Annotated in this window: 24 protein-coding genes; 5 read left to right on the forward strand and 19 right to left on the reverse strand. The window is 50.6% G+C overall.

Annotated features, from left to right (window positions below):
- Positions 1-8: 8 nt before the first annotated feature.
- Together nadD and METMI_RS0117845 are read right to left on the reverse strand one after the other, a co-directional pair.
- Positions 9-647 (reverse strand): nicotinate-nucleotide adenylyltransferase, encoded by a 639-nt coding sequence (nadD, locus tag METMI_RS0117840; RefSeq protein WP_019867664.1) that lies wholly within the window; start codon positions 645-647, stop codon positions 9-11.
- Entirely contained in the window at positions 647-1903 is a 1257-nt protein-coding gene (locus METMI_RS0117845) for a glutamate-5-semialdehyde dehydrogenase (RefSeq protein WP_029151779.1), read from the reverse strand. The genes nadD and METMI_RS0117845 overlap by 1 nt, the downstream gene beginning before the upstream one ends.
- A 346-nt stretch (positions 1904-2249) precedes the next feature.
- On the opposite strand from METMI_RS0117845, the gene METMI_RS0117850 reads away from it, so the two are divergent.
- The 3 genes from METMI_RS0117850 to pntB all read left to right on the forward strand — a co-directional run bounded on the left by METMI_RS0117850 (position 2250) and on the right by pntB (position 6142).
- On the forward strand, positions 2250-3035 hold the full coding sequence (locus tag METMI_RS0117850; protein ID WP_019867666.1) for a DUF5765 domain-containing protein: 786 nt from the start codon (positions 2250-2252) through the stop codon (positions 3033-3035).
- A gap of 121 nt (positions 3036-3156) precedes the next feature.
- Entirely contained in the window at positions 3157-4704 is a 1548-nt protein-coding gene (locus tag METMI_RS0117855; protein ID WP_019867667.1) for a Re/Si-specific NAD(P)(+) transhydrogenase subunit alpha, read from the forward strand.
- A gap of 13 nt (positions 4705-4717) precedes the next feature.
- Positions 4718-6142, forward strand: a complete 1425-nt coding sequence (gene pntB, locus METMI_RS0117860) for a Re/Si-specific NAD(P)(+) transhydrogenase subunit beta (RefSeq protein ID WP_019867668.1) — start codon at positions 4718-4720, stop codon at positions 6140-6142.
- Positions 6143-6274: 132 nt separating this feature from the next.
- Here pntB and METMI_RS0117865 read toward each other — a convergent pair whose 3' ends face one another.
- From METMI_RS0117865 to METMI_RS25695, 7 genes are all read right to left on the reverse strand, one after another.
- Entirely contained in the window at positions 6275-6856 is a 582-nt protein-coding gene (locus tag METMI_RS0117865; protein WP_019867669.1) for a PqiC family protein, read from the reverse strand.
- A 2-nt stretch (positions 6857-6858) separates the two neighbouring features.
- The gene (locus METMI_RS0117870) at positions 6859-8451 is read right to left on the reverse strand and encodes a PqiB family protein (protein WP_019867670.1); all 1593 of its coding nucleotides are present in this window, start codon (positions 8449-8451) and stop codon (positions 6859-6861) included.
- Positions 8448-9068: a paraquat-inducible protein A gene (locus tag METMI_RS0117875; RefSeq protein ID WP_019867671.1), complete on the reverse strand. Its 621-nt coding sequence runs from the start codon at positions 9066-9068 to the stop codon at positions 8448-8450. The genes METMI_RS0117870 and METMI_RS0117875 overlap by 4 nt, the downstream gene beginning before the upstream one ends.
- On the reverse strand, positions 9055-9681 hold the full coding sequence (locus METMI_RS0117880) for a paraquat-inducible protein A (RefSeq protein ID WP_019867672.1): 627 nt from the start codon (positions 9679-9681) through the stop codon (positions 9055-9057). The genes METMI_RS0117875 and METMI_RS0117880 overlap by 14 nt, the downstream gene beginning before the upstream one ends.
- Before the next feature lie 82 nt (positions 9682-9763).
- Positions 9764-11023 carry a glycosyltransferase gene (locus tag METMI_RS0117885; protein ID WP_019867673.1) on the reverse strand — a complete coding sequence of 420 codons (1260 nt, stop codon included), beginning with the start codon at positions 11021-11023 and terminating at the stop codon, positions 9764-9766.
- A gap of 50 nt (positions 11024-11073) precedes the next feature.
- A complete protein-coding gene (locus METMI_RS0117890; RefSeq protein ID WP_029151780.1) occupies positions 11074-12009 on the reverse strand; it encodes an NAD-dependent epimerase/dehydratase family protein in 936 nt (311 codons plus the stop codon).
- 52 nt (positions 12010-12061) lie between these two features.
- Positions 12062-12802 carry a class I SAM-dependent methyltransferase gene (locus tag METMI_RS25695; RefSeq protein ID WP_019867675.1) on the reverse strand — a complete coding sequence of 247 codons (741 nt, stop codon included), beginning with the start codon at positions 12800-12802 and terminating at the stop codon, positions 12062-12064.
- A gap of 787 nt (positions 12803-13589) precedes the next feature.
- Here METMI_RS25695 and nhaD point away from each other — a divergent pair.
- Positions 13590-14966: a sodium:proton antiporter NhaD gene (gene nhaD / locus METMI_RS0117900; protein ID WP_232215248.1), complete on the forward strand. Its 1377-nt coding sequence runs from the start codon at positions 13590-13592 to the stop codon at positions 14964-14966.
- A 54-nt stretch (positions 14967-15020) separates the two neighbouring features.
- Here the strand turns inward: nhaD and METMI_RS0117905 are convergent, their stop codons facing one another.
- Positions 15021-15479, reverse strand: coding sequence for an ATP-dependent zinc protease family protein (locus METMI_RS0117905; protein ID WP_019867678.1), 459 nt, complete (start codon positions 15477-15479; stop codon positions 15021-15023).
- Between the two features lie 27 nt (positions 15480-15506).
- Between METMI_RS0117905 and METMI_RS24535 the strand changes: the two genes are divergently transcribed.
- The gene (locus tag METMI_RS24535; RefSeq protein ID WP_019867679.1) at positions 15507-15824 is read left to right on the forward strand and encodes a GIY-YIG nuclease family protein; all 318 of its coding nucleotides are present in this window, start codon (positions 15507-15509) and stop codon (positions 15822-15824) included.
- Positions 15825-15863: 39 nt separating this feature from the next.
- On the opposite strand, the gene ttcA is transcribed toward METMI_RS24535, so the two are convergent.
- The 9 genes from ttcA to pssA form a co-directional block, all read right to left on the reverse strand.
- A complete protein-coding gene (ttcA, locus tag METMI_RS0117915) occupies positions 15864-16727 on the reverse strand; it encodes a tRNA 2-thiocytidine(32) synthetase TtcA (protein WP_019867680.1) in 864 nt (287 codons plus the stop codon).
- An 89-nt stretch (positions 16728-16816) separates the two neighbouring features.
- Positions 16817-18037 carry a beta-ketoacyl-ACP synthase I gene (gene fabB / locus METMI_RS0117920; protein WP_019867681.1) on the reverse strand — a complete coding sequence of 407 codons (1221 nt, stop codon included), beginning with the start codon at positions 18035-18037 and terminating at the stop codon, positions 16817-16819.
- A gap of 11 nt (positions 18038-18048) precedes the next feature.
- Positions 18049-18564 (reverse strand): 3-hydroxyacyl-[acyl-carrier-protein] dehydratase FabA, encoded by a 516-nt coding sequence (gene fabA, locus METMI_RS0117925; protein ID WP_019867682.1) that lies wholly within the window; start codon positions 18562-18564, stop codon positions 18049-18051.
- Positions 18565-18649: 85 nt separating this feature from the next.
- Positions 18650-20563, reverse strand: a complete 1914-nt coding sequence (locus METMI_RS0117930) for a transglycosylase SLT domain-containing protein (protein ID WP_019867683.1) — start codon at positions 20561-20563, stop codon at positions 18650-18652.
- Positions 20564-20768: 205 nt separating this feature from the next.
- A complete protein-coding gene (rimI, locus tag METMI_RS0117935; protein ID WP_019867684.1) occupies positions 20769-21308 on the reverse strand; it encodes a ribosomal protein S18-alanine N-acetyltransferase in 540 nt (179 codons plus the stop codon).
- Positions 21309-21327: 19 nt separating this feature from the next.
- On the reverse strand, positions 21328-22008 hold the full coding sequence (locus METMI_RS0117940) for a uracil-DNA glycosylase (protein ID WP_019867685.1): 681 nt from the start codon (positions 22006-22008) through the stop codon (positions 21328-21330).
- An 11-nt stretch (positions 22009-22019) separates the two neighbouring features.
- The gene (locus tag METMI_RS0117945) at positions 22020-23564 is read right to left on the reverse strand and encodes a 2-isopropylmalate synthase (protein ID WP_019867686.1); all 1545 of its coding nucleotides are present in this window, start codon (positions 23562-23564) and stop codon (positions 22020-22022) included.
- A gap of 162 nt (positions 23565-23726) precedes the next feature.
- Complete coding sequence (locus METMI_RS0117950; RefSeq protein WP_019867687.1) at positions 23727-24209, reverse strand: DUF6169 family protein; 483 nt, start codon at positions 24207-24209, stop codon at positions 23727-23729.
- A gap of 221 nt (positions 24210-24430) precedes the next feature.
- On the reverse strand, positions 24431-25171 hold the full coding sequence (pssA, locus tag METMI_RS0117960) for a CDP-diacylglycerol--serine O-phosphatidyltransferase (RefSeq protein ID WP_029151783.1): 741 nt from the start codon (positions 25169-25171) through the stop codon (positions 24431-24433).
- Positions 25172-25193 lie beyond the last annotated feature (22 nt).

A 25193-nucleotide genomic window follows, 5' to 3' on the forward strand; every position in this document is an offset into this window, starting at 1 on the left:
TTGAACAATCATTCAGGTGATTGATAAAGCTGGTGGTGGTGGATGTATTCTATAACCACATCGGGCAATAAAAAACTCGGGTCTTGCTGCTTGGCGAAACTCTCCCTAATCGCGGTGGCCGAGATATCCAGCAAGGTCACCGCTTGAAAAAATAGCTTGCCGGCTTGCGCCTGTTCCAAGTCACCGGCATTTTCAGCCACTCTGGCTTTGAGATCATCAAATGCCTGCGCTTTCCAGCCAGGCCGCGCCATAACGACGATATGCGCGTAGTCAAAAAGCCGTTGCCAACAATGCCAGTTTGGCAACTGGTTGAACGCGTCATTGCCGATAAACAGCAATAATGGCTGCTCCGGAAAATCTTCACGCAATGACGCCAGGGTATCAACCATAAAAGATTGTTTGCTTGGCGACTGCAAATAACGGTCAATTTCACGGCGGTCGCAGACTAAACCGGGATGGTTTTTGATCGCCAGGTCAATCATCTGCGCCCGTAATAACGCAGGCACTTCAGGGGATTCCTTGTGCGGCGGATACGCATTAGGAATTAACCGGACTTGTTCCAAGCCGAACAAGCCCTTGACTTCAATTGCACAACGCAAATGCCCATAATGTATGGGATTAAACGTCCCGCCAAGAATACCTATCATTACTGCCGGATATGGCCGTCACCCAAGACAATATATTTTAATGAAGTCAGCCCATTCAAGCCCACCGGGCCACGGGCGTGGAGCTTGTCGGTGCTGATGCCAATTTCCGCCCCTAAGCCATACTCAAAACCATCCGCAAACCGTGTCGAGGCATTGACCATCACCGAACTGGAATCCACTTCGCGCAGGAAGCGTCTCGCCAGCGTGTAATTTTCCGTCACTATCGCTTCGGTATGTTGTGAGCTGTAGTGGTTGATATGTTCAATCGCCTGGTCTATGCCATCGACAACCCGGATGGATAAAATGGGCGCAAGGTATTCGGTATGCCAATCTGCTTCGGTAGCGCGTTTGCATTCGGGGATGAACGAACAGGTTTTTAGGCAACCGCGCAACTCCACGCCTTTATCCAGATAAATTTTCGCCAATAACGGCAATACCCGGTGCGCGATGCTTTCCGCCACCAGCAAGGTTTCCATCGCGTTGCAGACCCCGTAACGGTGGGTTTTGGCGTTGTCGGCAATCGCCACGGCTTTGTCCATATCTGCCTGTCCATCAATATAAACATGGCAAATGCCATCCAAATGCTTGATGACCGGAATGGTCGCTTCTTTTGAAATGCGCCCGATCAGGCTTTTGCCGCCACGGGGGACGATGATGTCAACGTAAGTGTCCATTGTAATCAGCTCGCCGACCGCGTCCCGGTCAGCCGTGGCGACAATTTGCACGGCGGTGGCGGGCAAGCCCGCCGCCTCCAAACCTTGGGTGATGCAGGCCGCTATCGCCTGGTTGGAATGTATGGCTTCCGAGCCACCACGCAGGATACAGGCATTACCCGACTTTAGGCATAACGCCGCCGCATCAACAGTCACATTCGGGCGTGATTCATAGATAATGCCAATCACCCCCAAAGGCACCCGCATTTGCCCCACCTGAATCCCGCTGGGACGGTAACTTAAGCCCGTGATTTCACCGACCGGGTCAGGCAGTGCGGCAACTTGTTTCAGGCCTTCTATCATGGCGTTCAGCGCTTTTGGCGTTAACGCCAGCCTATCCAATGAAGCGGAATCCAAGCCGTTTTCCTTACCCGCCAGCAAATCCTTTTCATTTTCCGTTGCCAACAAGCCACGGTTATTTTCAATCGCGTTGGCAATCTCCAGCAAAGCACGGTTTTTTTTCCCTGATTCAGTGCGGCTGAGTTCTCGTCCAGCTTGCCTGGCGTTACGCCCAAGCTGTTGCATATAATTTTTAATATCCATGTTCTCACCAAACAGGTTGGAAGTTGACCCGCGATTATAACGGTTAATGCCGCCCATTAACAGCGTGGATATTTGTTAAGTCACTGATTTTGAATTTTTTAATGTTTATGCCTTACAACCCGGAACAGACGTTTTACGTTATTTCTCAATTGGCCTGGGTTTGTAATAGAATAATGCAGTTTTGCCATTGGGCTGACTAGCTGGATAAGCGGCAAAACGCAACGCGTGGATCAATCATCAATCGACGCAACTTTAAAATGTTACTGTTGTTGCAAACGGATAGCCCATTTTGGATGGATGCTTGCGATAACGGCATAAATAATAATAAATATAGAGGTCAAGTTTTATGTGTTGGAGTGGAGAAGCGTCAGGCGTATTAGCCGCCGCAGGTCTGAGCACCGCCGTTTATGTTGCCATGAAAGGGGAGTCCAAAGAACTATGGATCCCATTGACTTATTTCGCGCTAATGGAATTGTTGCAAGCGTTCACTTATGTCTATATCGACTTGTGCGACAACCCGAACAATCAGATACTCACCTTATTTGGCTATCTGCACGTCGCGTTCCAGCCGTTTTTTGTCAATATGGTGGCGATGTATTTTATCCCCGAAGCGGTCAAATTAAAGATACGCACTGCCGTTTACACGATTTGTGCGATCGGTTCATTGGCCATGCTGGTAAAGATGTACCCCTTCGCTTGGGCAGGGACTTGCAACGTCGGTACTGAAGGTTTTTGCGGCCCTGAAGTCTGCTCCACCCACGGTGCTTGGCATATCGCTTGGCACATGCCTTTGAACGGGCTGTTATCCGACCCGGTCACCTGGCTGTTCGATTTTAGCTGGGGCTTGCATGCCCTAACCTATATCGTCGTAGCTTTTTGCCTCCCGGTCATTTATGGCTCCTGGCGGTTCGTGGGCTTCCATTATGTGATTGGCCCGTGGATTTCCGATGTGACCACCGACGACCCTAATGAATACGCAGCCGTTTGGTGCCTGTTTTCAATTGCCTTGTGCGTATCGGTGATCAAGACCCCGATCAGAAAGCATTTACATGTAAAAAGCTGGCCGTTTTACAACAATGCGGCCAATAAACCGCTTGAAACGGGCGTATCTGTTACAATCCAGCCAGATTGATTAGCGACTTGCTTGATTTTTAATTGAAAACCGAGGGTTAATCTTTTATCCTCAAAGCCAAAGGTTTTGCCTATGCGGCAAACTTTTGGCAATGCCTTAACTCACTATCACAGGAGACTGTATGAAGATTGGTATACCTAAAGAAATGCACCGTGGTGAAAAACGGGTCGCCACCACCCCGGAAGCAGCCGCGCAAATTATACAATTGGGCTTTACCGTATCCATAGAAAGCGGGGCGGGACTGGGGGCCAATATTTCCGATGAGGCCTATCAGGCGGTAGGCGTAGAAATCGTTAACGATATAAAATTGCTCTGGGACCAGTCAGATATCATGCTCAAAGTCCGGGCCCCTGAATGGCGCCCAAACCCGAATAGGAACGAATTGAATTTATTCCGTGAAGGCCAAACCATCATCAGCTTTATCTGGCCGGCACAAAATGAAGAGCTAATGCAAACCTTAGCGGCAAAAAACACCACCGTGCTGGCTATGGACAGCGTGCCGCGCATGTCCCGGGCGCAAAAAATGGACGCCCTCAGCTCCATGGCCAACATTGCCGGATACCGCGCCATTGTCGAAGCCGCCCAACATTTCGGACGCTTTTTCACCGGACAAATCACCGCCGCCGGCAAAATCCCGCCTGCCAAAGTCTTGGTCATCGGTGCCGGTGTCGCCGGATTGGCGGCCATCGGTGCGGCTAAAGGCATGGGGGCTATCGTGCGGGCCTTTGACACCCGCCCTGAAGTCAAAGAGCAAATCGAAAGCATGGACGCCGAATTCCTGATGCTAGATTTCAAAGAAGAAGGCTCAGGTGTCGGCGGTTATGCCAAAACGATGTCACCGGAATTTATCGCCGCTGAAATGGCCTTATTCGCCGAACAAGCCAAAGAAGTCGATATTATCGTCACCACCGCGCTGATCCCTGGCAAACCCGCGCCGAAACTGATCACCGCCGAAATGGTGCAATCCATGAAAGCGGGCAGCGTGATTGTCGATTTGGCGGCGGAACAGGGCGGCAACTGCGAGTTGACCGAGAAAGACAAGGTCGTGGTCGCCCACTCCGTCACCATCATCGGCTACACCAACCTCCCTAGCCGCTTGGCCAACCAATCCAGCCAATTGTACGCCACCAACTTACGGCATTTGCTCACCGAACTTTGCCCGAATAAAGATGGCATTCTCAACGTCAATATGGATGATGAAGTGATCCGTGGTGCGACGGTCATCAAGGAAGGCAAAATCACCTGGCCACCTCCCCCACCTAAACTATCGGCCGCACCTGCGGCGAAACCAGCGGCAGTTGCCGAAACAACCGCTAAAGCCCCTGTAAAACCCTCCGTCATCAAACAGCTGTTGCCGCTAATCATCGCGGGGCTAGCCTTGTTCAGCATTGGTTCGGTCGCCCCCGAATCATTCATGACCCACTTCACCGTATTTGTCCTGGCGTGTTTCGTTGGTTATCAGGTGATATGGAATGTCTCGCCATCCTTACATACGCCATTGATGAGCGTCACCAACGCCATCAGCGGCATCATTGTCATCGGCGCGATTGTGCAAGTGTCATCCCCCACTGTCGGCTTACTGGCAGGATTGGCGACACTGATTGCCTCAATCAACATCGCGGGCGGCTTTTTAGTCACGCGCCGCATGTTAGACATGTTCAGAAAATAAGCGGAGTAGCGAAATGTCCCACAGTTTAACCACGATGTCTTACATCATTGCCGCCATCCTGTTCATTCTGAGCTTGAGCGGTTTAAGCAACCAAGAAACATCCCGTCGCGGCAATTATTACGGCATGGCGGGTATGGCCATCGCGATTATCGCGACTGCCTTAAGCGGCACCGTCACCGCCTATGCCATTTTAATCATTGCCGTCCTGATAGGCGGTTCGATAGGCGCGATGTTGGCCTCGAAAGTCGCCATGACCCAAATGCCGGAATTGGTCGCCATCATGCACAGCTTGGTGGGGATGGCGGCGGTGCTGGTCGGTTTCGCCAATTTTATGGACAGTTCCAGCGGCTTGGCCGGAGCCGAAAAAACCATCCATGAAATCGAAATTTATATCGGTATTTTGATCGGCGCCATCACCTTTTCCGGTTCGGTGATCGCGTTTTGCAAATTGAGTGAAAAAATCAGCGGCAAACCGTTGCTGCTGCCTGCCCGCCATTGGTTTAACCTGCTCTTGCTGGTCGCCGTATTCGTGCTCGGCGCCCAATTCCTGCAACAAACCGAAGGCGGTGGCGGCAACTTGCCAATGTTGTTCCTCGACCACAGCGGTGCCTTGCCATTATTGATCATGACCGTCATTGGCCTGACCTTTGGTGTCCACATGGTCATGGCGATAGGCGGTGCGGACATGCCGGTAGTGGTGTCCATGCTCAATAGCTATTCCGGTTGGGCGGCGGCGGCGACAGGCTTTATGTTAAGCAATGACTTGCTCATCGTCACGGGCGCATTGGTCGGCAGCAGCGGCGCGATCCTGAGCTACATCATGTGCCGTGCGATGAACCGTAATTTTATCAGCGTCATCGCCGGTGGTTTTGGCACCGCTTCCGGCGGGGCGGCGGCTGTCATCGAAGGCGAAGTGCAACCGATTGATGCCGATGAAACCGCGCAATTGTTGTTGGCGGCGAAGAACATCATGATCATCCCGGGTTACGGCATGGCGGTTGCGCAAGCCCAGCACACGGTCTACGAAATCACCAAGTTCCTGCGCGAAAAAGGCAAAAAAGTGCGTTTCGGCATCCATCCCGTCGCAGGCCGCATGCCAGGCCACATGAACGTCTTGCTGGCGGAAGCCAAAGTGCCGTATGACATCGTCTTTGAAATGGAGGAAATCAACGAAGACTTCGCCAATGTCGATGTTTCCATCGTCATCGGCGCCAACGACATCGTCAACCCATCCGCTTTAGATGACCCGAACAGCCCCATCGCCGGAATGCCCGTGCTGGAATGCTGGCACGGAAAAACCACCATTGTCCTCAAACGCAGCATGGCTTCCGGTTATGCGGGCGTGGGCAACCCGCTGTTTGTCCTGGAGAACACCCGTATGTTGTTTGGTGACGCCAATGCAACCATGCAGGCGGTTTTGAAGGCCTTGAAAGGCTAAGCCTAGAATCAGGGCGGCCGGTATTACCATTGCCCGTTTTTGATATTTTATAAGGGGGTCGACAGAAAAACCGATCCCCCTCTCCAAACATGCGTAGGGCGGGCATAAACAACAATGCCCGCCCTACAGCCCTCACAATTTTTGCAAAACCAAAGCCAGTTCGGCACTAAACTGCCCCAACACTTGGCTGAGCGCATGCACCGTTGCCGGATATGACTTATCTATCAGCGCGTGGCTGATTTTGCTGCGCCCATGGTCAATGATGCGGTGGTTGCTTTCGTCCATAACCGCCCAAGTCGCCTCAAAATTAACGGAGATGCCGGGCCGGGTGTCGAAACGGATGACATCAACCAACACCCGGTAATTGACCGTACCATAAGCGCTCCACGGATAAGGGCGGATAAAGCTTTCCGGTTGCAATTGGGTCAGGTTCTGCGTCAACGCTTCCAAGACATTGTCTTTTAACGGTGATGCCCATTGGTGGAATTCCGCGACTTCGATGCCGTTCATCAAGGTGCGGGTGACGATTTGTTTGCGGTCCAGCAACGGCGGTAGGGTGATGGGGCCAACGCCAACCAGGCGTTTTTTCAGGTTTTTGCTGGCTTGAGGCGGGGCTTGGCTGACGGCTTCCAAAACATAAAAATTGGTTGCAGGCGTCGATGCGCAAGCCGCCAACAACAATACCGCCATAAACGTTAGGGGTTTCTTGATCATGACTAATCGGCCTTTTTCCCGCGAATTAACGTGTCCGGGTGTTGTTGCAAATAATCGGCAAGTTGTTTGACCGAGCTGGCGGTTTGGGTGAGTTCCTGTAGCAATTGGTCCAATTCATAATGGGTGGTGGAACCGGGTTCCAGTGAGTTTAAGAGTTGGTGTGCGGACACCATGGTTTTGTCCGTGTTGGCCAACGCCGCTTTGGCGCTGACCAGCGTATCGGTCGCGGCTTTCGAAGTCGTTTGTAAGGTTTGTAAGGTTTTCGTGGTTTCCGCGCCCATTTCCTCCAAAGGCAGTTTGGCGACCTTGTCCATGATGGTTTGCGCGGAATGGGCGAACTGGTCCAACGAGCTGGGGATGGTCGGAAATTCAGGATAAACACTGGAATTGTTTGCGGCCAGCGTAATTTTGTTTTTCGGGTGAAAATCCAAATCGACCAGCAACTGCCCGGTCAACAAGCTGCCCGTTTGCAATTGCGCCCGCAGGCCTTTGTTTATCAGTTCCGCCATGATGTTCTTATGGCTGACTTCGGGCAAATTATTGACGGATTCAATGCGGTTTAGCTCCAATTCAACCGTCACCGGAATACGTATCTCGGCGGTTTTTTCATCCAGTTCCAATTTGATGTGGGTGACCTTACCGATGGGTATGCCCCGCAGTTGCACAGGCGCCCCTTCCGTCAAACCGCGCACGGAACCATTGAAATACATGACATATTTCAAGGTGTTGCCGGAAAACACTTCCTCGGATTTTTCGTAATTGTCGTACAACTCGAACTCGCTGTTTTCCGGCTGCACATCGCTAGGTTTGTCATAAGGCGAGGTACGGAAAGCAATGCCGCCACTCAGCAAAGAAATCAGCGGCCCCGTCCTGACTTTAAAACCATCCGCGCTGGCGGACAAATCCACGCCGCTGTCTATCCAAAAACGGGTGTTTTTTCTGACAAATTGCCCGTAAGGCCGGTTGATGAATATTTTTAACTTAATGGCATCGGCGGTCGGCGACAATTCGTGGCTCAACACTTCGCCGACATTGATGCCATGAAAACTGATCGGCGTACCGGCATGGAGCGAACCCAAGTTATTGGTTTCCAATGTAAATTGCCGGCCCTCGGCGTTGGTCTTTAATAACGGCGGCGTGGTCAAGCCGACAAAGTCCGTCTTATCACGCCCGCCGCCCGGCTTGATTTCAATATACGGGCCGGAAAACAGCGTGCCCAGGCCTGACACGCCACCCAAACCGACTTGTGGCCTGACCACCCAAAAGCTGGTCTGGTCTTTCAGGTAAGGTTCCGCTTCGCTGTGCATTTGCGCGTTCACGACAATGGTTTTTAAATCATCGCTGATGCTGATGTCGGTCACCTTGCCCACTTCGACATTCAAGTACTTGATTTTGGTCTTATCGACTTCCAACCCTTCCGCATTAGGGAAGCTGATGGTGATTTGCGGGCCTTTGGCGGCGATGGACTTGTACACCAGCCATCCGCTGACAATCACGGCGATTAGCGGCAACAACCAAATCAACGGAAAACGGGCTTTTTTATCAATGGCAGGCTCTTCGGCCTGATAAATGTCGGGGTCGGAAAAATCGTTCATAACTTATTTTGCTTATCCCAGATCAGACGCGGGTCAAGGCTTTTTGCCGCCAGCATGGTCAACACCACCACCGCCGCAAACGCCGTCGCCGCCGGACCTGCGATCACTTGGGAAACGCCGCCGCTTAAATCCACTACGGCGACCAGAATGGAAATCATAAAAATATCTAACATGGACCATCGTCCGACAAACACAATCAGCCGGTACATGCGCATCCACCACTGCGGATGGCGTTGCCAACGTAACCGGACGTTGAGCAACAACGCGCTAAGCCCCAGTAATTTTAACAGCGGCACCATAATGCTGGCTATGAAAACCAATGCCGCAATCGGGGCCATGTCTTTTTCGACCAAGGCAAAAATGCCGCCGATGATGGTATGGCGTTCTATCACGCCAAATTGGTTGACGGTCATGATGGGGAAAATATTGGCGGGGATATAGAGCGCGTAACTGCTGATCAGCAAGGCCAAGGTGTGCTGTAAACTGTGCGGCCTCCGGGCATGCAGCACACCACCGCACACCGGGCAATGGCGGGCACGGCGCAGCTTGGCCAGGTGGCCGCACGCGTGGCAACGCACCAAGCCTTGGGCTAAGGCGCCGCGTTCAGCCTTGCCCATGAAGTTTCCTGCGTAATTCGGCGATCCGCTGCCAAAACAAGTACCCGTCAAGGCTGCCCGTCAGCATCACATTAACCAGCAACAGCGCGACAAACGCATACAAACCAAAACCCAGTTGCACATCGGCAGTGTCAGAGAGTTTCACGCAAGCGACAATGATGCCTAACATATACACTTCCAGCATGGCCCATTCTTCCAAATGTTGCAACCAACGCATCCAATGCGCAAGAAGATGGTGCGGACGGTTAAAATGCAGGTGCAAGCTGATTAAGAGCGCGAGGGAAATATTCAGCAAAGGCACAAAAATGCTGGACAAGAACACCAGCGCCGCGACCAGCCAAAAACCCTCGGCGAACAATCCCGCCGTACCCGCCCATAAAGTCCCTTCATGGCTATTGCCTAGAAAAGTGATGCCAATCAACGGTAAAAAATTAGCGGGACCCGCCAAAATCAAGCCGGCGACGGACAAAGCCAACACGCGCTCGACGCTTTGCTCCCGGGGACTATGCAACAAATAGCCGCAACGGGGGCATACGATTTTTTCACCGACAATCGGGCGGGAGGGCCGTAGCAACAAATCGCATTCGGGGCAAGCGTCTGGCGGATGGGTCATGGGAAGGAGGTGTTCAATCGGGTATACGGATCTGCAAAATGTAAATACCATATCTTGATTCTGTCGCTTTGGGAAGGCAGGATCAAGATATAAGGGTTCCGGCATCTTGCTTGGCCAGAGTGCCGGCGTTTGTGTCGGCCATCACCGTAGGGGCCGGCATAGCCAGGATCCTATGGATAACCTGGAAAATTTGCGGGGCAATGGCCCCCACATCATAACTCTTGACCTTTTCGGCTGCGCGTTCCCCAAGACATTGCCGCAGACCGGGGTCTTTTAAAAGGGTGACCAGACGTTCCCCCATCAGTCCGATATCAAGGTAGGGGACAATATAACCTGAATCGTCTTGGACAAATTCACCCGCACCGCCACCTTTATCAAAACAGAGGATGGGTTTGTTGAGCATCGCCGCCTCCAATACCACGAGCGGGAAAGGGTCTTCACGTGACATGAGTGAAAACACATCGAAGCTAGCGATGTATTCAAGGTAGTTCGTCTGTGAACCAATAAAATGTATGGCATCGCCAAGGCCTAAGTTGGCAATGTCATGGGTTATTTCGTCGATAACGGCACCTGTGTGAACCCCTCCGACCCATACAAAATGGGCTTGCAGTTCTGGCGCCAGTTTATAGGTTACCTGCGCCAACTGAATGAAAAGGTCATAACCTTTCCGCCATTCGATGGTTCCGGCAGCGCCGACAATAGGCGCGCTGTCCGGTATCCCCAGTTGCGCCCGGATTCTGCCCTGGACGCCGGGTTGAATGCCTTTGTCCGGGGTTACCGGAATGAATTCGTAAATGGTTTCCACCCGTTCAGGGGCGACACCATGGTTTTGCACCAAGTTAAGCCTGACAATTTCCGAACCGGCGACGAAATAGTCAGTGTTTGCAAACAGCTGGTGTAATGCCAACCCGCTGATATGATGCCGCATCAAGTGTTCCAATTCGTGGATATGGGAAATGATCGGGACGCCCAAATCACGCAACCATGCCAGCACCTCACCATTGGTTGCCGTATTCGAATACACAAGGCTTATACTTTCCTTGGCGAAAAATTTCTTGAGCCTTGCCTGCGCCCTGGCCTCTACAAAACTATTGAAACCCATAATGCTGGCTAAACGCTCGACTATCCCGCTTCCGTATGACATTTCGCGGGATAGGGTGATTGTTGGGGCTAAAGCTTCAAACTCCGGCTCAAGGGCGCCTCCCCTTTTCAGTAGGATGCAAAATGGCAGGTCAGCATGCCCCTTAAACCACCTTAAGAAATGCAGCAACAAAAAAGGCGCACCAGTCCGTGTCGCATCATGTGATATGAACAAAATTTTTCCGGGTTTAATAGCGGTCATTTCTCTTACTTGTTTTATTGCCAGAACGGATAAATGCGGTCAGCCATCAGTTAGTCTTTTAGTGTTCCGGCGTTCATCCATGCCCACGTTCTTGCTATGCCTTCAGTGATCGTGGTTTGCCGGAACCAGCCCAGTTCATCCCCTGCGAGCCGGGTATCCAAGCAATTTACCGGGACATCCAGCTTGCGTGACGGTGAATAAACGACATCAATGTTTTTTCCGGTCACGTCGCGGATGATTGAAAGCAGCTCGTTGATACTTAAACTGCTCCCGCTTCCGATGTTGAATATCTTCGATCGGGGGGATTGTTCGGCCGCCTTCACAAACGCGCTAACCAGGTCGCCCACATAAAAATAATCACGCCGGACATGGCCGTCACCCCATACGGTCACGGACGCCCCCTCAGCCACCTTTGCAAGGAAAGTTGTGACCGCCCCTTGGCCGCTAAGCGGATTTTGGCGTTCGCCAAAAGGGTTGGCAAGGCGGAGAATAATGTATTCAAGCCCATAGAGGTGTTGGTAAAGCTGAAGGTATTTCTCAATCGCCAGCTTGGTTATCCCATAAGAGCAAAGCGGTTCTGTCGGGTGGTTTTCAGGAATGGGAAAAATGGTGGGCCTCCCGTAAACCGTGCCCCCTGACGATGCGAAGACAATTTTCCTTACCCCTGCACTGAGCGCGCAATCCAGCATACGCAAAGTGCCGGCCAAATTGGTCTGCACATCGTAGGCCATATTTTCATTGGAACTGCTGGGAATAGTGGTGGTGACCAAATGGACCGCAACCTCAACCCCGGAAAGTGCCAGGGCCAAGTCTTTTTCATTGAAAAAGTCGCCATGGATGGCCTCGATTTGAGAAGGGATACCGATATGATTGCGTGTATCTGAACTTAAGCGGTCAAAAACCCGGACATCATGGCCCCTAGCGACAAAGGCATCGGTGACATGGGAGCCAATGAAACCCCCACCCCCGAAAATGACACATTTCACAGGAAGCCCATTAAGGGCGCGTTTGTCCCGAAATAGCTGGAATTGGCCGCCATTATGGCTTTCCAAGCACGGCCAAATTCGACAGGTAAACCGGATACCTGTCGTCATTTAACACGTATCGGTCTTGCAACCATCGGGCCTTTAATAATTTGTACACAACCCTGACCATCACCGACAAGAACTTTGAGACAATTTTAGAGCCACGTCCGTCCTTAGGGCTGGTGCCGCTGTAAGTGGCGCCTAGGACAGTGCCCAGCACGTCCCAAGCCGAACCCAGCCGTCTTATCGAATGCTCGCGAAGACCATGACGTTGCGCGTAGAACCGGATCGCGTGGACGGTAGGCCGCCAGAAATCATAGGGTTGTTCATGCAGGATATAGACGTGGGGGCAAGTAATGAGTAGGGTGCCTCCGGGTTTTAACAGGGCCGCAAAGTTGGAAAAGGCCTTATCCCACAGGGCGACATGCTCCATAACCTCAGTGCATAGGATAAAATCGAAAGGGGCCTCGTTAAGCAAGCCAAGCGGCAGGTCTTTGTCTATCTCGGCAATATGATGCACTATGCCCAACGGATCCTGGGTATCTGCACTGACATATTGATAGCCACGCTGCTCAAGCAACCCCCGGAACGGTTGCCCCCCGCATCCCATATCTAGCACCTTGAATCCCGTCGAATCGGCCGATAACGCGTGTAATACTTGCTCAATGCCGTCCCGGAGCAAGGGCACCATAAATTCTTCAACAGGAAGGGTGGGCTGATACACTTGTCGTTCAATAATGGTAGGCCGGCTCATAAAAGTCCACTAATTTTCAAGGTAATTGGCTAATTTTGCCAGGCTAATCAGATTGTCGCCGTCAAAGCCGTAAGCAGATCAGCCCGAAGAGTTCCCTACGTCCACCCAAAAAACTATCCTAAGCAATGGTTCCGTAGCGTATTTGCGAATAATTGCCGCCACATTTTTTGCTCAAGTCAGCTATGGAGATATTCCCCATGGTAGCGGACGATATTTGAATAGCTGTCCAGCTAGCCTTTCAGAGGGATCTAATGAACATCCCGGCACATCCACAAAGGATATAACCGGGGGATTTTATCACCAAAGGCATCCACTGGACATTTAGTTATTCAATATTGCCAAGAGTGAGGCTATTTGTGCATCCTAATTGCTTGCATTGTGATTCCTGCAACTTGACAAGTTTTTAGACAATGGGGCCAGAGCCCCGCTTGCGTAGCCGAATCCAAGTGTATCCATACCCTACCCAATTTACCCGCCCTATCTGGAAAATCATGGAGATGCCGGACAGCGTTTCTTAGGGCTATTATGGCCCCTTAAAGATTTTGCCTTCCCCCTATCCCCTTGTAAACACGCTTTTTCCTGATCCAGCTAGCAAACTGGCTGCACAAATAAGCCCTGGAGATGGTGATTTCCCTGCATTTTTGCTAGCCGTGCAAAGGTTATTCCAGTAAAGTGTGGCTTATTTATTAGCCTTTTCAAAACCCGTATGGCCAGACGTTTTATATCCAATATTATATTTTTTAGCGTTATCTTAGGTATCCCGGCATCCGCTTTCGCTGGCGAAAATATGGCTGTGGCAACCACCCCCATGAACCTTACCGGACATTGGGTCGGCTATCTTGCCATTGCCATTTTTTCTATTGCTTATGTGTTGGCGATGCTGGAAGAAGTCACGGAATTACGCAAATCGAAACCGATGGTGCTGGCCGCCAGTTTGATTTGGGCTTTCATTTCGGTGATTTACGTCAATAACGGCATGAGCGAGTTGTCAGGCCAATCTTTCCGCATGGCGCTTGAAGGTTTCGCCGAGCTGTTTTTGTTTATCATGGTGTCCATGGCCTATCTTAACGCCATGGAAGACCGGGGGATTTTCGAAAACTTGCGGATATGGCTGTTAAGCAAAAGCTTTAGTTACCGGCAATTATTCTGGATTACCGGCTGGATGTCCTTTTTCTTGTCTTCGGTGTGCAACAACCTGACCACTGCGCTATTGATGGGGGCAGTGGTGTTGGCAATGGGCAAAGGCAATAAACGTTTCGTAGGTATCGCCTGCGTCAATATTGTTGTCGCCACCAATGCGGGGGGGTCTTTCAGCCCGTTTGGCGATATAACGACGTTGTTGGTCTGGCAAAAAGGCGTAGTCCCATTCACTAGTTTTTATTCTTTGTTAATCCCTGCGATGGTCAATTTCGCCTTACCTGCGGGGTTGATGCACTTTTGGGTGCCCAAAGAGCAACCTGCGGCGGCGATTGAAGAACCCATGATGAAACGTGGCGGCATCATCATGATCGTATTGTTTTTGCTGACCATCATCACCGCGGTTTGCTTCGAGAACTTCCTCCATTTGCCTCCTGCGGCAGGTATGCTGATGGGGTTGACTTATCTGAAATTTTTTAGCTATTACCTGCAAATGACAGCGGATAAATTTACCGACCAACAAAACCGGCTATACGCTGACCAGATGGAAATGCCGCCGGACTTGCTCGGCAAACAAGACAAGCACGATTTTGACGTGTTTGAAAAAGTTGCGCATTTGGAATGGGATACGTTGCTGTTTTTTTACGGCGTGATGATGAGCGTCGCTGGCCTGAGTTTTCTTGGGTACTTAGGTTTCGCTTCAAACTTCCTCTATGACCAAATCGACCCGACGGTAGCGAATATTTTGGTCGGAATTTTTTCGGCCTTCATCGACAATGGGACGATCATGTATGCCGTTTTAACGATGCACCCGGATATTTCACAAGGCCAATGGTTGTTGGTGACGTTAACTGCAGGGGTGGGGGGGAGTTTACTGGCGATCGGGTCGGCTGCCGGAGTTGGTTTGATGGGGCAGGCGAAAGGGCTTTATAGCTTTAGTACGCATTTAAAATGGATGCCACTCATTTTAATCGGTTATTTTGGCAGCATAGGCGTGCACTTTTTGCTGAACCAACGATTTTTTTAAGGGGGCCGGGATGCCGCTTGGGTTTGTCCTACCCGCAACATCCCTATGGATAAGCTAGGGTAAGTCCAATTGGGGCTTGCCCTGCAAATAAGAGGCATTAGGCGCGATGATAAAGCGTTTATCCAATGCAGTGCGCCCAATCAATAGCCTAAACAGCATGCTATCGCGGTTAGTCAACGTCATTTCGGCGGTGATCACCGATTGCCCGACCACCAACTGGGTATCTATCACATAACGCAGCTGTTTGTGCCCGCCGGAATCCGAAACGACCCGCCGGTCTTTAACGGGTGCATGGCATTCTATCGCAACGTCGGTATTTTTTTGGATAGGATGGATTGCAAACATGACCCAACGCTCACCGCCTTTTCTATACGGGTCTATGGCAAAGGCATGCAAGGCCGACGAACGCGCGCCTGTGTCGATTTTAGCCTTAATTTGCATGATATTGAAATTTGGCAAACCCACCCATTCACGCCAACCCAACATAGGTAAATCTGTCAAAAGCTCCGGCATTCTCCTCTCCCCTCTTCCCGTTGTTCTATGAATTGGTTTGTTTATATAATTTTGTGTACTGATAATTCGCTTTATACCGGGATTACTACCGATGTATCGAGACGCTTTGCTGAACATGCCAACCAGCAAGGGGCGAAATATTTTCGTGGGCGGCAACCGCTGCAAGTGCTTTATGTTGAAACCAACCATAACCGCAGTTCCGCGAGCCAACGTGAAAATAGGATCAAGAAATTAAACCGGGTGGAAAAATGGCGGCTGGTCAATTCTGAATGTAACCAATTGACCGCTGTGAGAAATTACCACAATGGCACTGGAAAGACGACACTTATATGCACTGGGGATTAAAAAAAACCACTGAAGGCCGGTTGATCTTGATATTTTTCCCTATTGCGCCAACACTTCCAATCCGCTATCAAAAAAATCGGGTTCTTGGCTTATCAAATCCCTACCGAGCGTTAGGCCGACAAAGTCAAATATTTTAGGGTCGGCAAGTTGTGACGGGGCGACATTTTGCAAGCTAGTGAATATGGTCTCCAAGCGTCCCGGAAACTGTTTGTCCCAGCCTTTTAACATGACTTTCATCGCCGCCCGCTGGAGGTTTTCTTGTGAACCACACAAATTGCAAGGAATGATCGGAAACTTACGGAACGCGCTGTAGCGCTCTATATCCTTTTCCCGGCAATAGGCCAATGGCCTAATGACGATGTTTTTTTTGTCATCGCTCAATAACTTGGGCGGCATGGCTTTAAGCTTGCCACCGTAGAAAATGTTCAGGAAAAACGTTTCCAAAATATCGTCACGGTGATGGCCTAAGGCGATTTTGGTCACGCCGTTGGCTTCCGCATAACCGTACAAGGTGCCTCGCCGCAATCGCGAACATAGGCCACAGGTGGTTTGGCCTTCGGGGATCACGCGCTTGACGACGCTGTAAGTGTCTTTCTCGATGATGTGGTACGGCACCCCCAAAGATGCCAGATATTCAGGCAGCACATGTTCAGGGAACCCCGGTTGTTTTTGGTCAAGATTGACGGCGATCACCTCAAAGCTGACGGGCGCGGTTTTTTGCAAATTCAATAAAATATCCAGCAAGGTGTAAGAGTCTTTGCCTCCGGACAAGCACACCATGACTTTGTCGCCGTTTTCGATCATTTTGTAGTCGGCAATGGCGTCGCCGACATAATGCCGTAAGCGTTTTTGTAGTTTATTGAATTGGGTACGGGATTTTTGCGAGAAGTTGTCGTCTGACATGGTCAGCAATAATAGGGGGAAGTGGGGCTGCAGGATGGGTTCTTGGCAAACACGAAGTTGGCATCGCCACCAACTTCGTGTTTTATTGTTTAGCCGTTATAGCGCTCAAAAATCAAGGTGGCGTTAGTGCCGCCAAAACCAAAGCTATTGGACATGATGGTGTTAAGCGTCACGTTTTCTTGAAGCTCGCGGACAATAGGGATGCCTGCCGCGCCGGAATCCAATTCTGTGATATTGGCGGACGCGCTCAAAAAGTTTCCTTGCATCATCAACAAAGAATAAATTGCCTCATTGACACCCGCCGCACCTAAGGCATGGCCCGTCAAGGATTTGGTCGAACTGACCCAGGGCATAGTTTCTTCAGCAAACACCGTACGCAATGCACCCAGTTCTTTAGTGTCGCCAACGGGCGTGCTCGTGCCATGCGCGTTGACATAGTCAATTTTGTTGTGGACGGTCGCCATCGCCTGCTGCATACAGCGGACCGCCCCTTCACCGGAAGGTTGCACCATGTCGTAACCATCAGAGGTTGCGCCGTAGCCAGTCAATTCGGCGTAGATTTTCGCACCACGGGCTTTGGCGTGTTCCAATTCTTCGATGACCAACACCCCGCCGCCGCCGGAAATGACAAAACCATCACGGGTCTGGTCATAAGGCCGTGATGCCGTAGCTGGCGTGTCGTTGTATTTGGAAGACATCGCACCCATCGCATCAAACAACACCGACATGGTCCAATGGACTTCTTCGCCACCGCCCGCAAACACCACATCTTGTTTGCCCATTTGGATCAGCTCCATCGCATGGCCGATGCAATGCGCACTGGTCGCGCAAGCGGATGTGATGGAATAATTGACGCCCTTGATTTTATAAGGCGTTGCCAAACACGCGGTGTTGGTGCTGGACATGGCGCGGGGGACCATATAAGGGCCGACTTTTTTTACGCCTTTGCTACGCAAAATATCAGCGGCTTCAACCAGATTGGAGGTTGAAGGCCCGCCCGAACCCATCACCAAGCCCGTCCTAACATTCGACACCTCGGATTCTTCCAAACCCGAATCATCAATGGCTTGCTGCATCGCAATATAATTGAACGCCGCACCATCCCCCATAAAACGTTTGATTTTACGGTCGATGAATTCATCGAAATCAATGTTGATGGCACCGTGGATCTGGCTCCTAAACCCAAGCTCCTTATAAATGTCTGCAAATACGATTCCTGACCGGCCTTCCCGTAGGGAACCGATAACCTCAGTTTGGTTGTTGCCGATGCTGGAAACAATTCCTAAACCGGTTACCACGACTCTTTTCATTGCTATAGCCTCTAAAAATCTTCTGTAGATGTAAACAAACCAACCCGCAAATCAGTTGCTTCATAAATGACTTTACCGTCAACATCCATGGTCGCGTCGGCGATCCCCATGACTAACTTACGCATAATCAGGCGTTTTAGGCTGACGCGGTAAGTGACTTTTTTAGCGGTGGGCAAAACTTGCCCTGTAAACTTAACTTCACCCACGCCTAGCGCACGGCCTTTGCCGGGGCCTCCCATCCAACACAAATAAAAACCCACCAACTGCCACATGGCATCCAAGCCCAAACAACCTGGCATGACCGGGTCGCCTTGGAAGTGGCAGGCAAAAAACCATAAATCCGGGGTGATATCGAGTTCAGCCACCATTTCGCCCTTGCCATACAAACCGCCTTCTTCCGTAATAAGGGTAATCCGATCCATCATGAGCATGTTGGGTAGAGGTAGTTGCGCGTTTTTAGGGCCGTATAATTCCCCCCGTCCAGACATTAACAACTCTTCACGCGTAAAACTGTGTTGTTTACCCATTGTGCACCCTTCAACCTTTAGTGATTATTTTTATAATGTAACCCAATATTATCTAACATACCTTAGGAAAAATCAGCTCAATTTTTTAATTACCTGATAATTCCGCCAGCATATTTTTTAATTTCAGGCCATTCGTCTGCAAACGGTGTTGATAAATAATTGCGTAAGACAATACCGAAGTCACATATTTCCGGGTTTCCTTATAAGGGATGGTCTCAATCCAAATATCGGCCGGCACATGCCCATTGACAGGCAGCCATTTTGCCACACGGTTAGGGCCGGCATTATAAGCGGCGATAGCCAGGGCGGCATGCCCGTCAAAGCGCTGCAAAAGTTCGGCAAAATAATAACTGCCATAACGGATATTAACGGCAGGCATAAATAACTGCTGGTCACCCAGCCAATTTTCGTCCAGTTTATTTGCCACTTGCTCTGCGGTTGCCGGCATCATCTGCATCAGCCCTTTCGCGCCAACCGCTGATAACGCCTTGCTGTCGAGCATGCTTTCCTGTCGCATCAACCCTAAGATAATAGCCGGATCAAGGTTTTGCCGTGTCGCGTTACGGCGCACATCATCAACGTAACGCAACGGGAAGCGTAACGCCACATCATCCCAATAGCCGGCCTTCACCAAAGTCATAATGGCAACTTGATCCCATTGCCATTGCTGCGCAAGCTTAGCGGCAATCATCAGCCGCTCTTTGTCCAAACTTTCTATGGCAAACCACCATTGCCGCCGTGCTTCCAGATCCCGGCCCAGCAACCGCCATTCTTCTATAGCCCTAAATCCCGGCTGTTTAAGCAAAGCTTCAAACTGGCCATCAGCCACCAAAACGGGTTTATCGCCAATAGTATAGCCGCTACCCAACTTATCTGCGGCTAAAAATCCATAAAAACTTCTATCGTCGGACAATTTTTGGTAGATGGTTTGCGCTTCCTGAACCCTACCCATCATGGTTAGCGCCCGCCCCCGCCAATATTGCCAGGCGGGTTCCTGTTGCACCGCCCAAGGCAAGCTTATCAGCGCCTCATTGACATGCTGCCAATTTTGTTCCAATAAGGCCGCCCTGATTTTTGCCTCACGCACTTTATCGTCAGGCACACGCACTTGCTGTAAACGCTGGTAAGCCCGATGATCCCGATGGCTAAACAAGACCAACGCCAGCTTCTTATCGACCTTGTCAATAACCTTATCATCTAGGGACAGATACTGCTTGCGCCCGTCCCACAGCTGCAAGGCCATTCCCACATCAGAAAGGGCCAGCCTAGCCACCCCCTCGGCAAAAATGCGTCCGGTCATCGCATCGTTGCTGACCCACAGGCCGCTATCCTTGACCAAATATGGATTTTTATAAACTTGCAGCCAAAAATCGGCGGTTTTTTGCGCCGTTTTATCTAGCAAACGGCGCAAATATTCGACTAATGGCCAATTTTCCTGATCAATAGCCAATTCAAAACGCTGCCAAATTAAGTCGCTGCCAAACATAGGCGATTGCATGAACTCCGCAAACAAGGCATCACATGCTTGCGGTTGGCTCACCCCGGTCAGCCACAGGCGTTGCGCTTCGCCTAACGCTTTTTGTTTATCGCCTGTTTCGTGTAAGGCCCAAAGGTAATGGCATTCGCGGGCTGCATTTTCGCCGCCCTGATAATATTTGGCATACTCCTTCCAACGCCCATGTTTCGCAAGATAATCCAACCATTTCGCGCGTAACAATGGCGCATAGCGGGTCTTTTCATAGCGCGACAAAAAATCGGCCACCTTATCGGTTTTCTGCAAATGCTTTTTTAACCATTCGTACAACAAATGCGGATACAACGGGTAATCGGCCAGGGTATCGCCTAACTCCAAGAACGCTTCATCATGACCCTGCTCCAACAATTGCTCGGCGCGTAAAAAATCCGGCCGCTGTTCAACAATCGGTTCGGTGGGAAACCATTTTGTCAAAAAAAACAGGACGGCGACCAACACCAGCTTATAGAAATAGTTAACCGCCATACTGCCCCCAACCCTTTATCCGCACGAAGGACCAATAACCCATTGGGTCAAAAATGGCCGGTATTGTGGCAGGAAAAAAAAGAAACGGAAAATAAATTGGCTGGGGCAAACGGCGGCACTGGCTATGCGCAATATCAAGGGTGTCACTGGCTTAGTGCGCCATGACCCTGAAACCTAGCATATCCCCTGTGCCCTGGCCTAGTGTTCAAAATAACTGCAGCGCCAGCATAATGGCATCTTCACGGCCATTTTCAGCGGGATAGTAATTTTTTCTGATACCAATTTCATTAAAGCCCATGTCTTCGTATAAGGCGATGGCGACGGTATTGGAGGGGCGGACTTCGAGAAATACGGTCTCCGCCCTGCCCCTGGCCAAGTCAATTAAATGCTTGAGCATTTTCCGGCCTATGCCTTGTTTTTGCTCGGCGGGATCCACGGAAATATTCAGGATATGCGCTTCGCCAACCGCAATGGAGATAAGGCAATAACCCAACACCCTGTCCATTTCTTCACATACCCAACAGCCATAGCTACCCTTAAGGCAATCTTCAAAAATATCTTCTTCCCACGGAAAGGGATAGTTTTTGTTTTCAATAGCCAACACTGCTGGCAAATCCGCCATGGTCATGCGCCGCATACGGAACAAATCCTTACGCGGCACCGAATCGGGGAAAATTTTGGCATAAAACTCTTTGTCGGCATCGTAAACAACCAACGATTTAAGCTTATCGAACAGTTCACGCATGGGTGGCCTCCTTTTCTTATTATTGTTGTTCTTGTAGGGTGCGCATTGCAAATTGCAGGTCTTGCCAAGCTTTGCGCTTTTCCAACAAAGACCTGAGCAAGTACGCGGGGTGATAAATGACGATTAGTGGTGTCGCGTTTAACGTATGCACCTTGCCCCGTAGTTTGGACAAAGGCGCATCCGTGTTAAGCAGGGTTTGCGCGGCGATACGGCCCACCGCCAAGATGATCTTCGGTTGGACCAGGGCGATTTGCCGTTGCAGGTAGTCATGGCAGCTCGCCACTTCATCGGCATGCGGGTCACGGTTGTTGGGCGGGCGGCATTTGACGATATTGGCGATATACACCTCATCGCGGCCCAAACCAAGGGCGCGGATCATTTCCGTCAACAATTGCCCGGCATTGCCGACAAACGGCAAACCTTGCTCGTCTTCATGCTGGCCCGGGCCTTCGCCGATAAACAGCCAATCGGCGATTTTATTGCCGGAACCAAAAACTGTGTTTTTGCGGGTGGTGCAGAGGCCACATTTTGTGCAATTGGCGACTTCGGCTTGCAGTGCTTCCCAGTCGTCAGCTACTTGGGGACTCACCGCTAGCCCGTCAAACGGGCCGGGTGCTAGTTCATCCTGGGGTGGCTCCCTGGAGACCCAAGAGGTGATTCCCATCGCCTCCAGATACTGCAAACGCAGTGCGTTGTCCACAACCTTACCTGCTAAACATCACCTTTCTGCGGGTGTTGGCGCTTATTGGGATGGTGCAGTTTATTGACGGCGTTGATATATGCCTTGGCCGAGGCCACGACTATATCCGTGTCCGCACCCAAGCCGTTGACAATACGTCCGGCTTTTTCCAGGCGCACGGTGACTTCACCTTGCGAATCCGTGCCGTTGGTGATGTTGTTGACAGAATACAATGCCAAGGTCGCATGGGTTTGCACCAATTGCTCGATGGCTTTTAAGGTGGCGTCAACCACACCGCCGCCTTCGGCACAGCCAATGGCTTCCTTATTGTCGATGCGCAAGGTCACCTTGGCATTAGGCGTTTCCCCCGTTTCGGAGCAAACTTTTAAAGAAATCAATTTGACGCGCTCGTCTTCGGCGTCAATGCTGCTTTCCGAAATCAAGGCTTGCAAATCTTCGTCAAAAATCTCGTGCTTTTTATCGGCAAGTTGTTTGAAGCGCATGAACGCATCGTTGATTTCTTCTTCGGAAGCGAATTCAAAACCCAACTCCGTGATGCGGCTCTTGAACGCATTACGGCCTGAATGTTTGCCCAACACCATCCGGTTCGCCGACCAGCCGACATCTTCCGCCCGCATGATTTCATAGGTTTCGCGGCTTTTCAGCACACCGTCCTGATGGATGCCCGCTTCGTGGGCAAAGGCATTCGCGCCGACAATGGCCTTGTTGGGCTGCACCGGGAAGCCCGTGATGGTGGAGACCAACTTTGAGCAAGTCAAAATTTCGCGGGTGTCGACGCGGGTTTGGCAACTGAAGACGTCATGACGGGTACGCACCGCCATCACCACTTCTTCCAAGGACGCATTACCGGCCCTCTCTCCCAAGCCATTGATGGTGCATTCGACTTGGCGTGCGCCGTTCATCACCGCCGATAAGGAATTCGCCACCGCCAGACCCAAGTCATTATGGCAATGCACGGAAAAAATCGCCTTGCCGGAATTGGGGATGCGTGCAATTAGGCTAGCAATGGTCGCGCCGAATTGCTGCGGGATGCTATAACCGACCGTATCAGGGATGTTCAGGGTGGTCGCACCTGCGTCTATCACCGCCTCCAAAATCCGGCACAAAAAATCCTCTTCCGAACGTCCGGCGTCTTCCGGTGAAAATTCGACATCGTCAGTGTATTGCCGCGCCCGTTTTACCGCCTTGACCGCATGTTCTATCACCTGTTCCGGCGACATGTTCAGCTTCATTTGCATGTGTATCGGTGACGTGGCGATAAAGGTATGGATGCGGCGGCGTTCGGCGTGTTTCAGCGCTTCGCCCGCACGGTCGATGTCCTTGTCCAAAGCCCGCGCCAAACCGCAGACGGTGCTGTCTTTGATGATTTTCGCCACCGCCTGGACGGCTTCAAAATCGCCCGGGCTGGCTGCCGGAAACCCGGCTTCAATGACATCAACCCGAAGACGCTCCAAGGCCCTGGCTATGCGGACTTTTTCGTCGCGGGTCATGGACGCGCCCGGGCTTTGTTCGCCATCGCGCAAGGTGGTGTCAAATATAATTAAGTGGTCTTTCATAAAAATGCCATACACGAAGAAGCATCAACATACATGTTAATGCGTGGAAAAATGGATTGTGGAAGATAAAGATAAATTAGCCGCCCGCCAGAGCAGTAATCCTAGAGAAGTACGTAGACATGCAACATAAAAAATATCAAGATAAACTTGTCGACAAATCCATTAAGTATTTTTATAACCGCAGTATTCATCAATTGTCCGTTCAAATTCATCAATTATCAATTGGGGTCTTGTGTGTTTGTTTGCATCCAGCAACAATGATAAGTAGTAAGGACGCTCGTCATCAAATTCAAAATCATATTTTTCAAAACCGTCGCCATGTTTCTTAAACCAGTTAGCAAACAGCTTATGCCTAGCGTTCTGTTTTTCATCCCTACTCTCACAAACAAAAATAATAATGTTCCCTTTTTGTAAGATTGCTTTGACAATTTCAACAATCGTTAAACTAACCCTCTCGTCATAATGGGAAGAAGCTCGGGAAGATTCAAAAGCGATTTCATAGCTTAATGATTTTATTTCAGGGAAATTTGAAAAATAGACATCACCTGCTTCTTTCAAGGCAACTTCATAGTCTGCGCCATTGTTTCCTTGAAACCGAAATACCCCCAATATCTTATCAAACGACCAATCATAGGGGCTTGGCAAGCTTAATACCTCTTTGCAACAGCTCTTCTTTGGTCATTTCCCCACGCATATACGCTTGGAGACAACGCTTATCTTCCGCCATACGCTTAACAAATGGCGGTGTTTGTTTAAAGTAACGGACTGTTTTGCTTGGGTGTGGGCGTGTGTTCATCATTATTTATCCGAACAATTAGTTAATGCCAAAGAATATACCCGAATGCCAATACATGCTCAAGTTTGGCTCACCCCTTACGCTCTTGCAAAATCCGTTTGCGCTGCACCAGGGTAATGACCGGCCCGGAAATCGCATAAGCCAGGAACAGCAAAAACAGCATGGTTTGCGGTTGCGCCATCACGAAGGCGATGCCCAGCATCATGGCAATGGCGACAAAAAACGGCACTTTGCCTTTCAGGTCTATGCTCTTGAAACTGGTGTAGCGGAAATTGCTGACCATCAACAAGCCTGTGCTGATCGTCAAAGCAATCGCCACATATTTGACCATATCAATAGGATATTGGTGCTCCAGGCAAATCCAGATAAAACCGGCCAGGATCGCCGCCGCCGCAGGGCTGGCCAAACCTTGGAAATAGCGTTTGTCTGCAGTTTCCAACTGGGTGTTGAAGCGCGCCAACCGCAAGGCCGCTCCGGCGGTATGGACAAAGGCCGCGAACAGGCCTAGGCGGCCCAGGCTAGAAAACGCCCACAAGTACATGACCAAGGCCGGGGCGACACCGAATGACACCATGTCCGACAAGCTATCGTATTGGGCGCCAAACTCGCTTTGGGTATTGGTCAGACGCGCCACGCGCCCGTCCAAACCATCAAGGATCATCGCGACAAAAACAGAAACCACGGCGGTTTCAAAATGCCCGTTCATCGCCGAGGTGATTGCGTAAAAGCCCGCGAACAACGCACCAGTCGTAAATAAATTGGGTAATAAATAAATGCCTCGACGGCGCATAGAAGTCTTATTAGATGCCATACTGCAATTAATTCCTTGATGA

Source organism: Methylovulum miyakonense HT12, assembly GCF_000384075.1.
GTDB classification, from domain to species: Bacteria; Pseudomonadota; Gammaproteobacteria; order Methylococcales; family Methylomonadaceae; genus Methylovulum; species Methylovulum miyakonense.

Coding starts and splice junctions, on each gene's coding strand:
- nadD (WP_019867664.1), bottom strand. CDS start 647: ATGATAGGTATTCTTGGCGGGACGTTTAATCCCATACATTATGGGCAT.
- METMI_RS0117845 (WP_029151779.1), bottom strand. CDS start 1,903: ATGGATATTAAAAATTATATGCAACAGCTTGGGCGTAACGCCAGGCAA.
- METMI_RS0117850 (WP_019867666.1), top strand. CDS start 2,250: ATGTGTTGGAGTGGAGAAGCGTCAGGCGTATTAGCCGCCGCAGGTCTG.
- METMI_RS0117855 (WP_019867667.1), top strand. CDS start 3,157: ATGAAGATTGGTATACCTAAAGAAATGCACCGTGGTGAAAAACGGGTC.
- pntB (WP_019867668.1), top strand. CDS start 4,718: ATGTCCCACAGTTTAACCACGATGTCTTACATCATTGCCGCCATCCTG.
- METMI_RS0117865 (WP_019867669.1), bottom strand. CDS start 6,856: ATGATCAAGAAACCCCTAACGTTTATGGCGGTATTGTTGTTGGCGGCT.
- METMI_RS0117870 (WP_019867670.1), bottom strand. CDS start 8,451: ATGAACGATTTTTCCGACCCCGACATTTATCAGGCCGAAGAGCCTGCC.
- METMI_RS0117875 (WP_019867671.1), bottom strand. CDS start 9,068: ATGGGCAAGGCTGAACGCGGCGCCTTAGCCCAAGGCTTGGTGCGTTGC.
- METMI_RS0117880 (WP_019867672.1), bottom strand. CDS start 9,681: ATGACCCATCCGCCAGACGCTTGCCCCGAATGCGATTTGTTGCTACGG.
- METMI_RS0117885 (WP_019867673.1), bottom strand. CDS start 11,023: ATGACCGCTATTAAACCCGGAAAAATTTTGTTCATATCACATGATGCG.
- METMI_RS25695 (WP_019867675.1), bottom strand. CDS start 12,802: ATGAGCCGGCCTACCATTATTGAACGACAAGTGTATCAGCCCACCCTT.
- nhaD (WP_232215248.1), top strand. CDS start 13,590: ATGGCTGTGGCAACCACCCCCATGAACCTTACCGGACATTGGGTCGGC.
- METMI_RS0117905 (WP_019867678.1), bottom strand. CDS start 15,479: ATGCCGGAGCTTTTGACAGATTTACCTATGTTGGGTTGGCGTGAATGG.
- METMI_RS24535 (WP_019867679.1), top strand. CDS start 15,507: ATGAATTGGTTTGTTTATATAATTTTGTGTACTGATAATTCGCTTTAT.
- ttcA (WP_019867680.1), bottom strand. CDS start 16,727: ATGTCAGACGACAACTTCTCGCAAAAATCCCGTACCCAATTCAATAAA.
- fabB (WP_019867681.1), bottom strand. CDS start 18,037: ATGAAAAGAGTCGTGGTAACCGGTTTAGGAATTGTTTCCAGCATCGGC.
- fabA (WP_019867682.1), bottom strand. CDS start 18,564: ATGGGTAAACAACACAGTTTTACGCGTGAAGAGTTGTTAATGTCTGGA.
- METMI_RS0117930 (WP_019867683.1), bottom strand. CDS start 20,563: ATGGCGGTTAACTATTTCTATAAGCTGGTGTTGGTCGCCGTCCTGTTT.
- rimI (WP_019867684.1), bottom strand. CDS start 21,308: ATGCGTGAACTGTTCGATAAGCTTAAATCGTTGGTTGTTTACGATGCC.
- METMI_RS0117945 (WP_019867686.1), bottom strand. CDS start 23,564: ATGAAAGACCACTTAATTATATTTGACACCACCTTGCGCGATGGCGAA.
- pssA (WP_029151783.1), bottom strand. CDS start 25,171: ATGGCATCTAATAAGACTTCTATGCGCCGTCGAGGCATTTATTTATTA.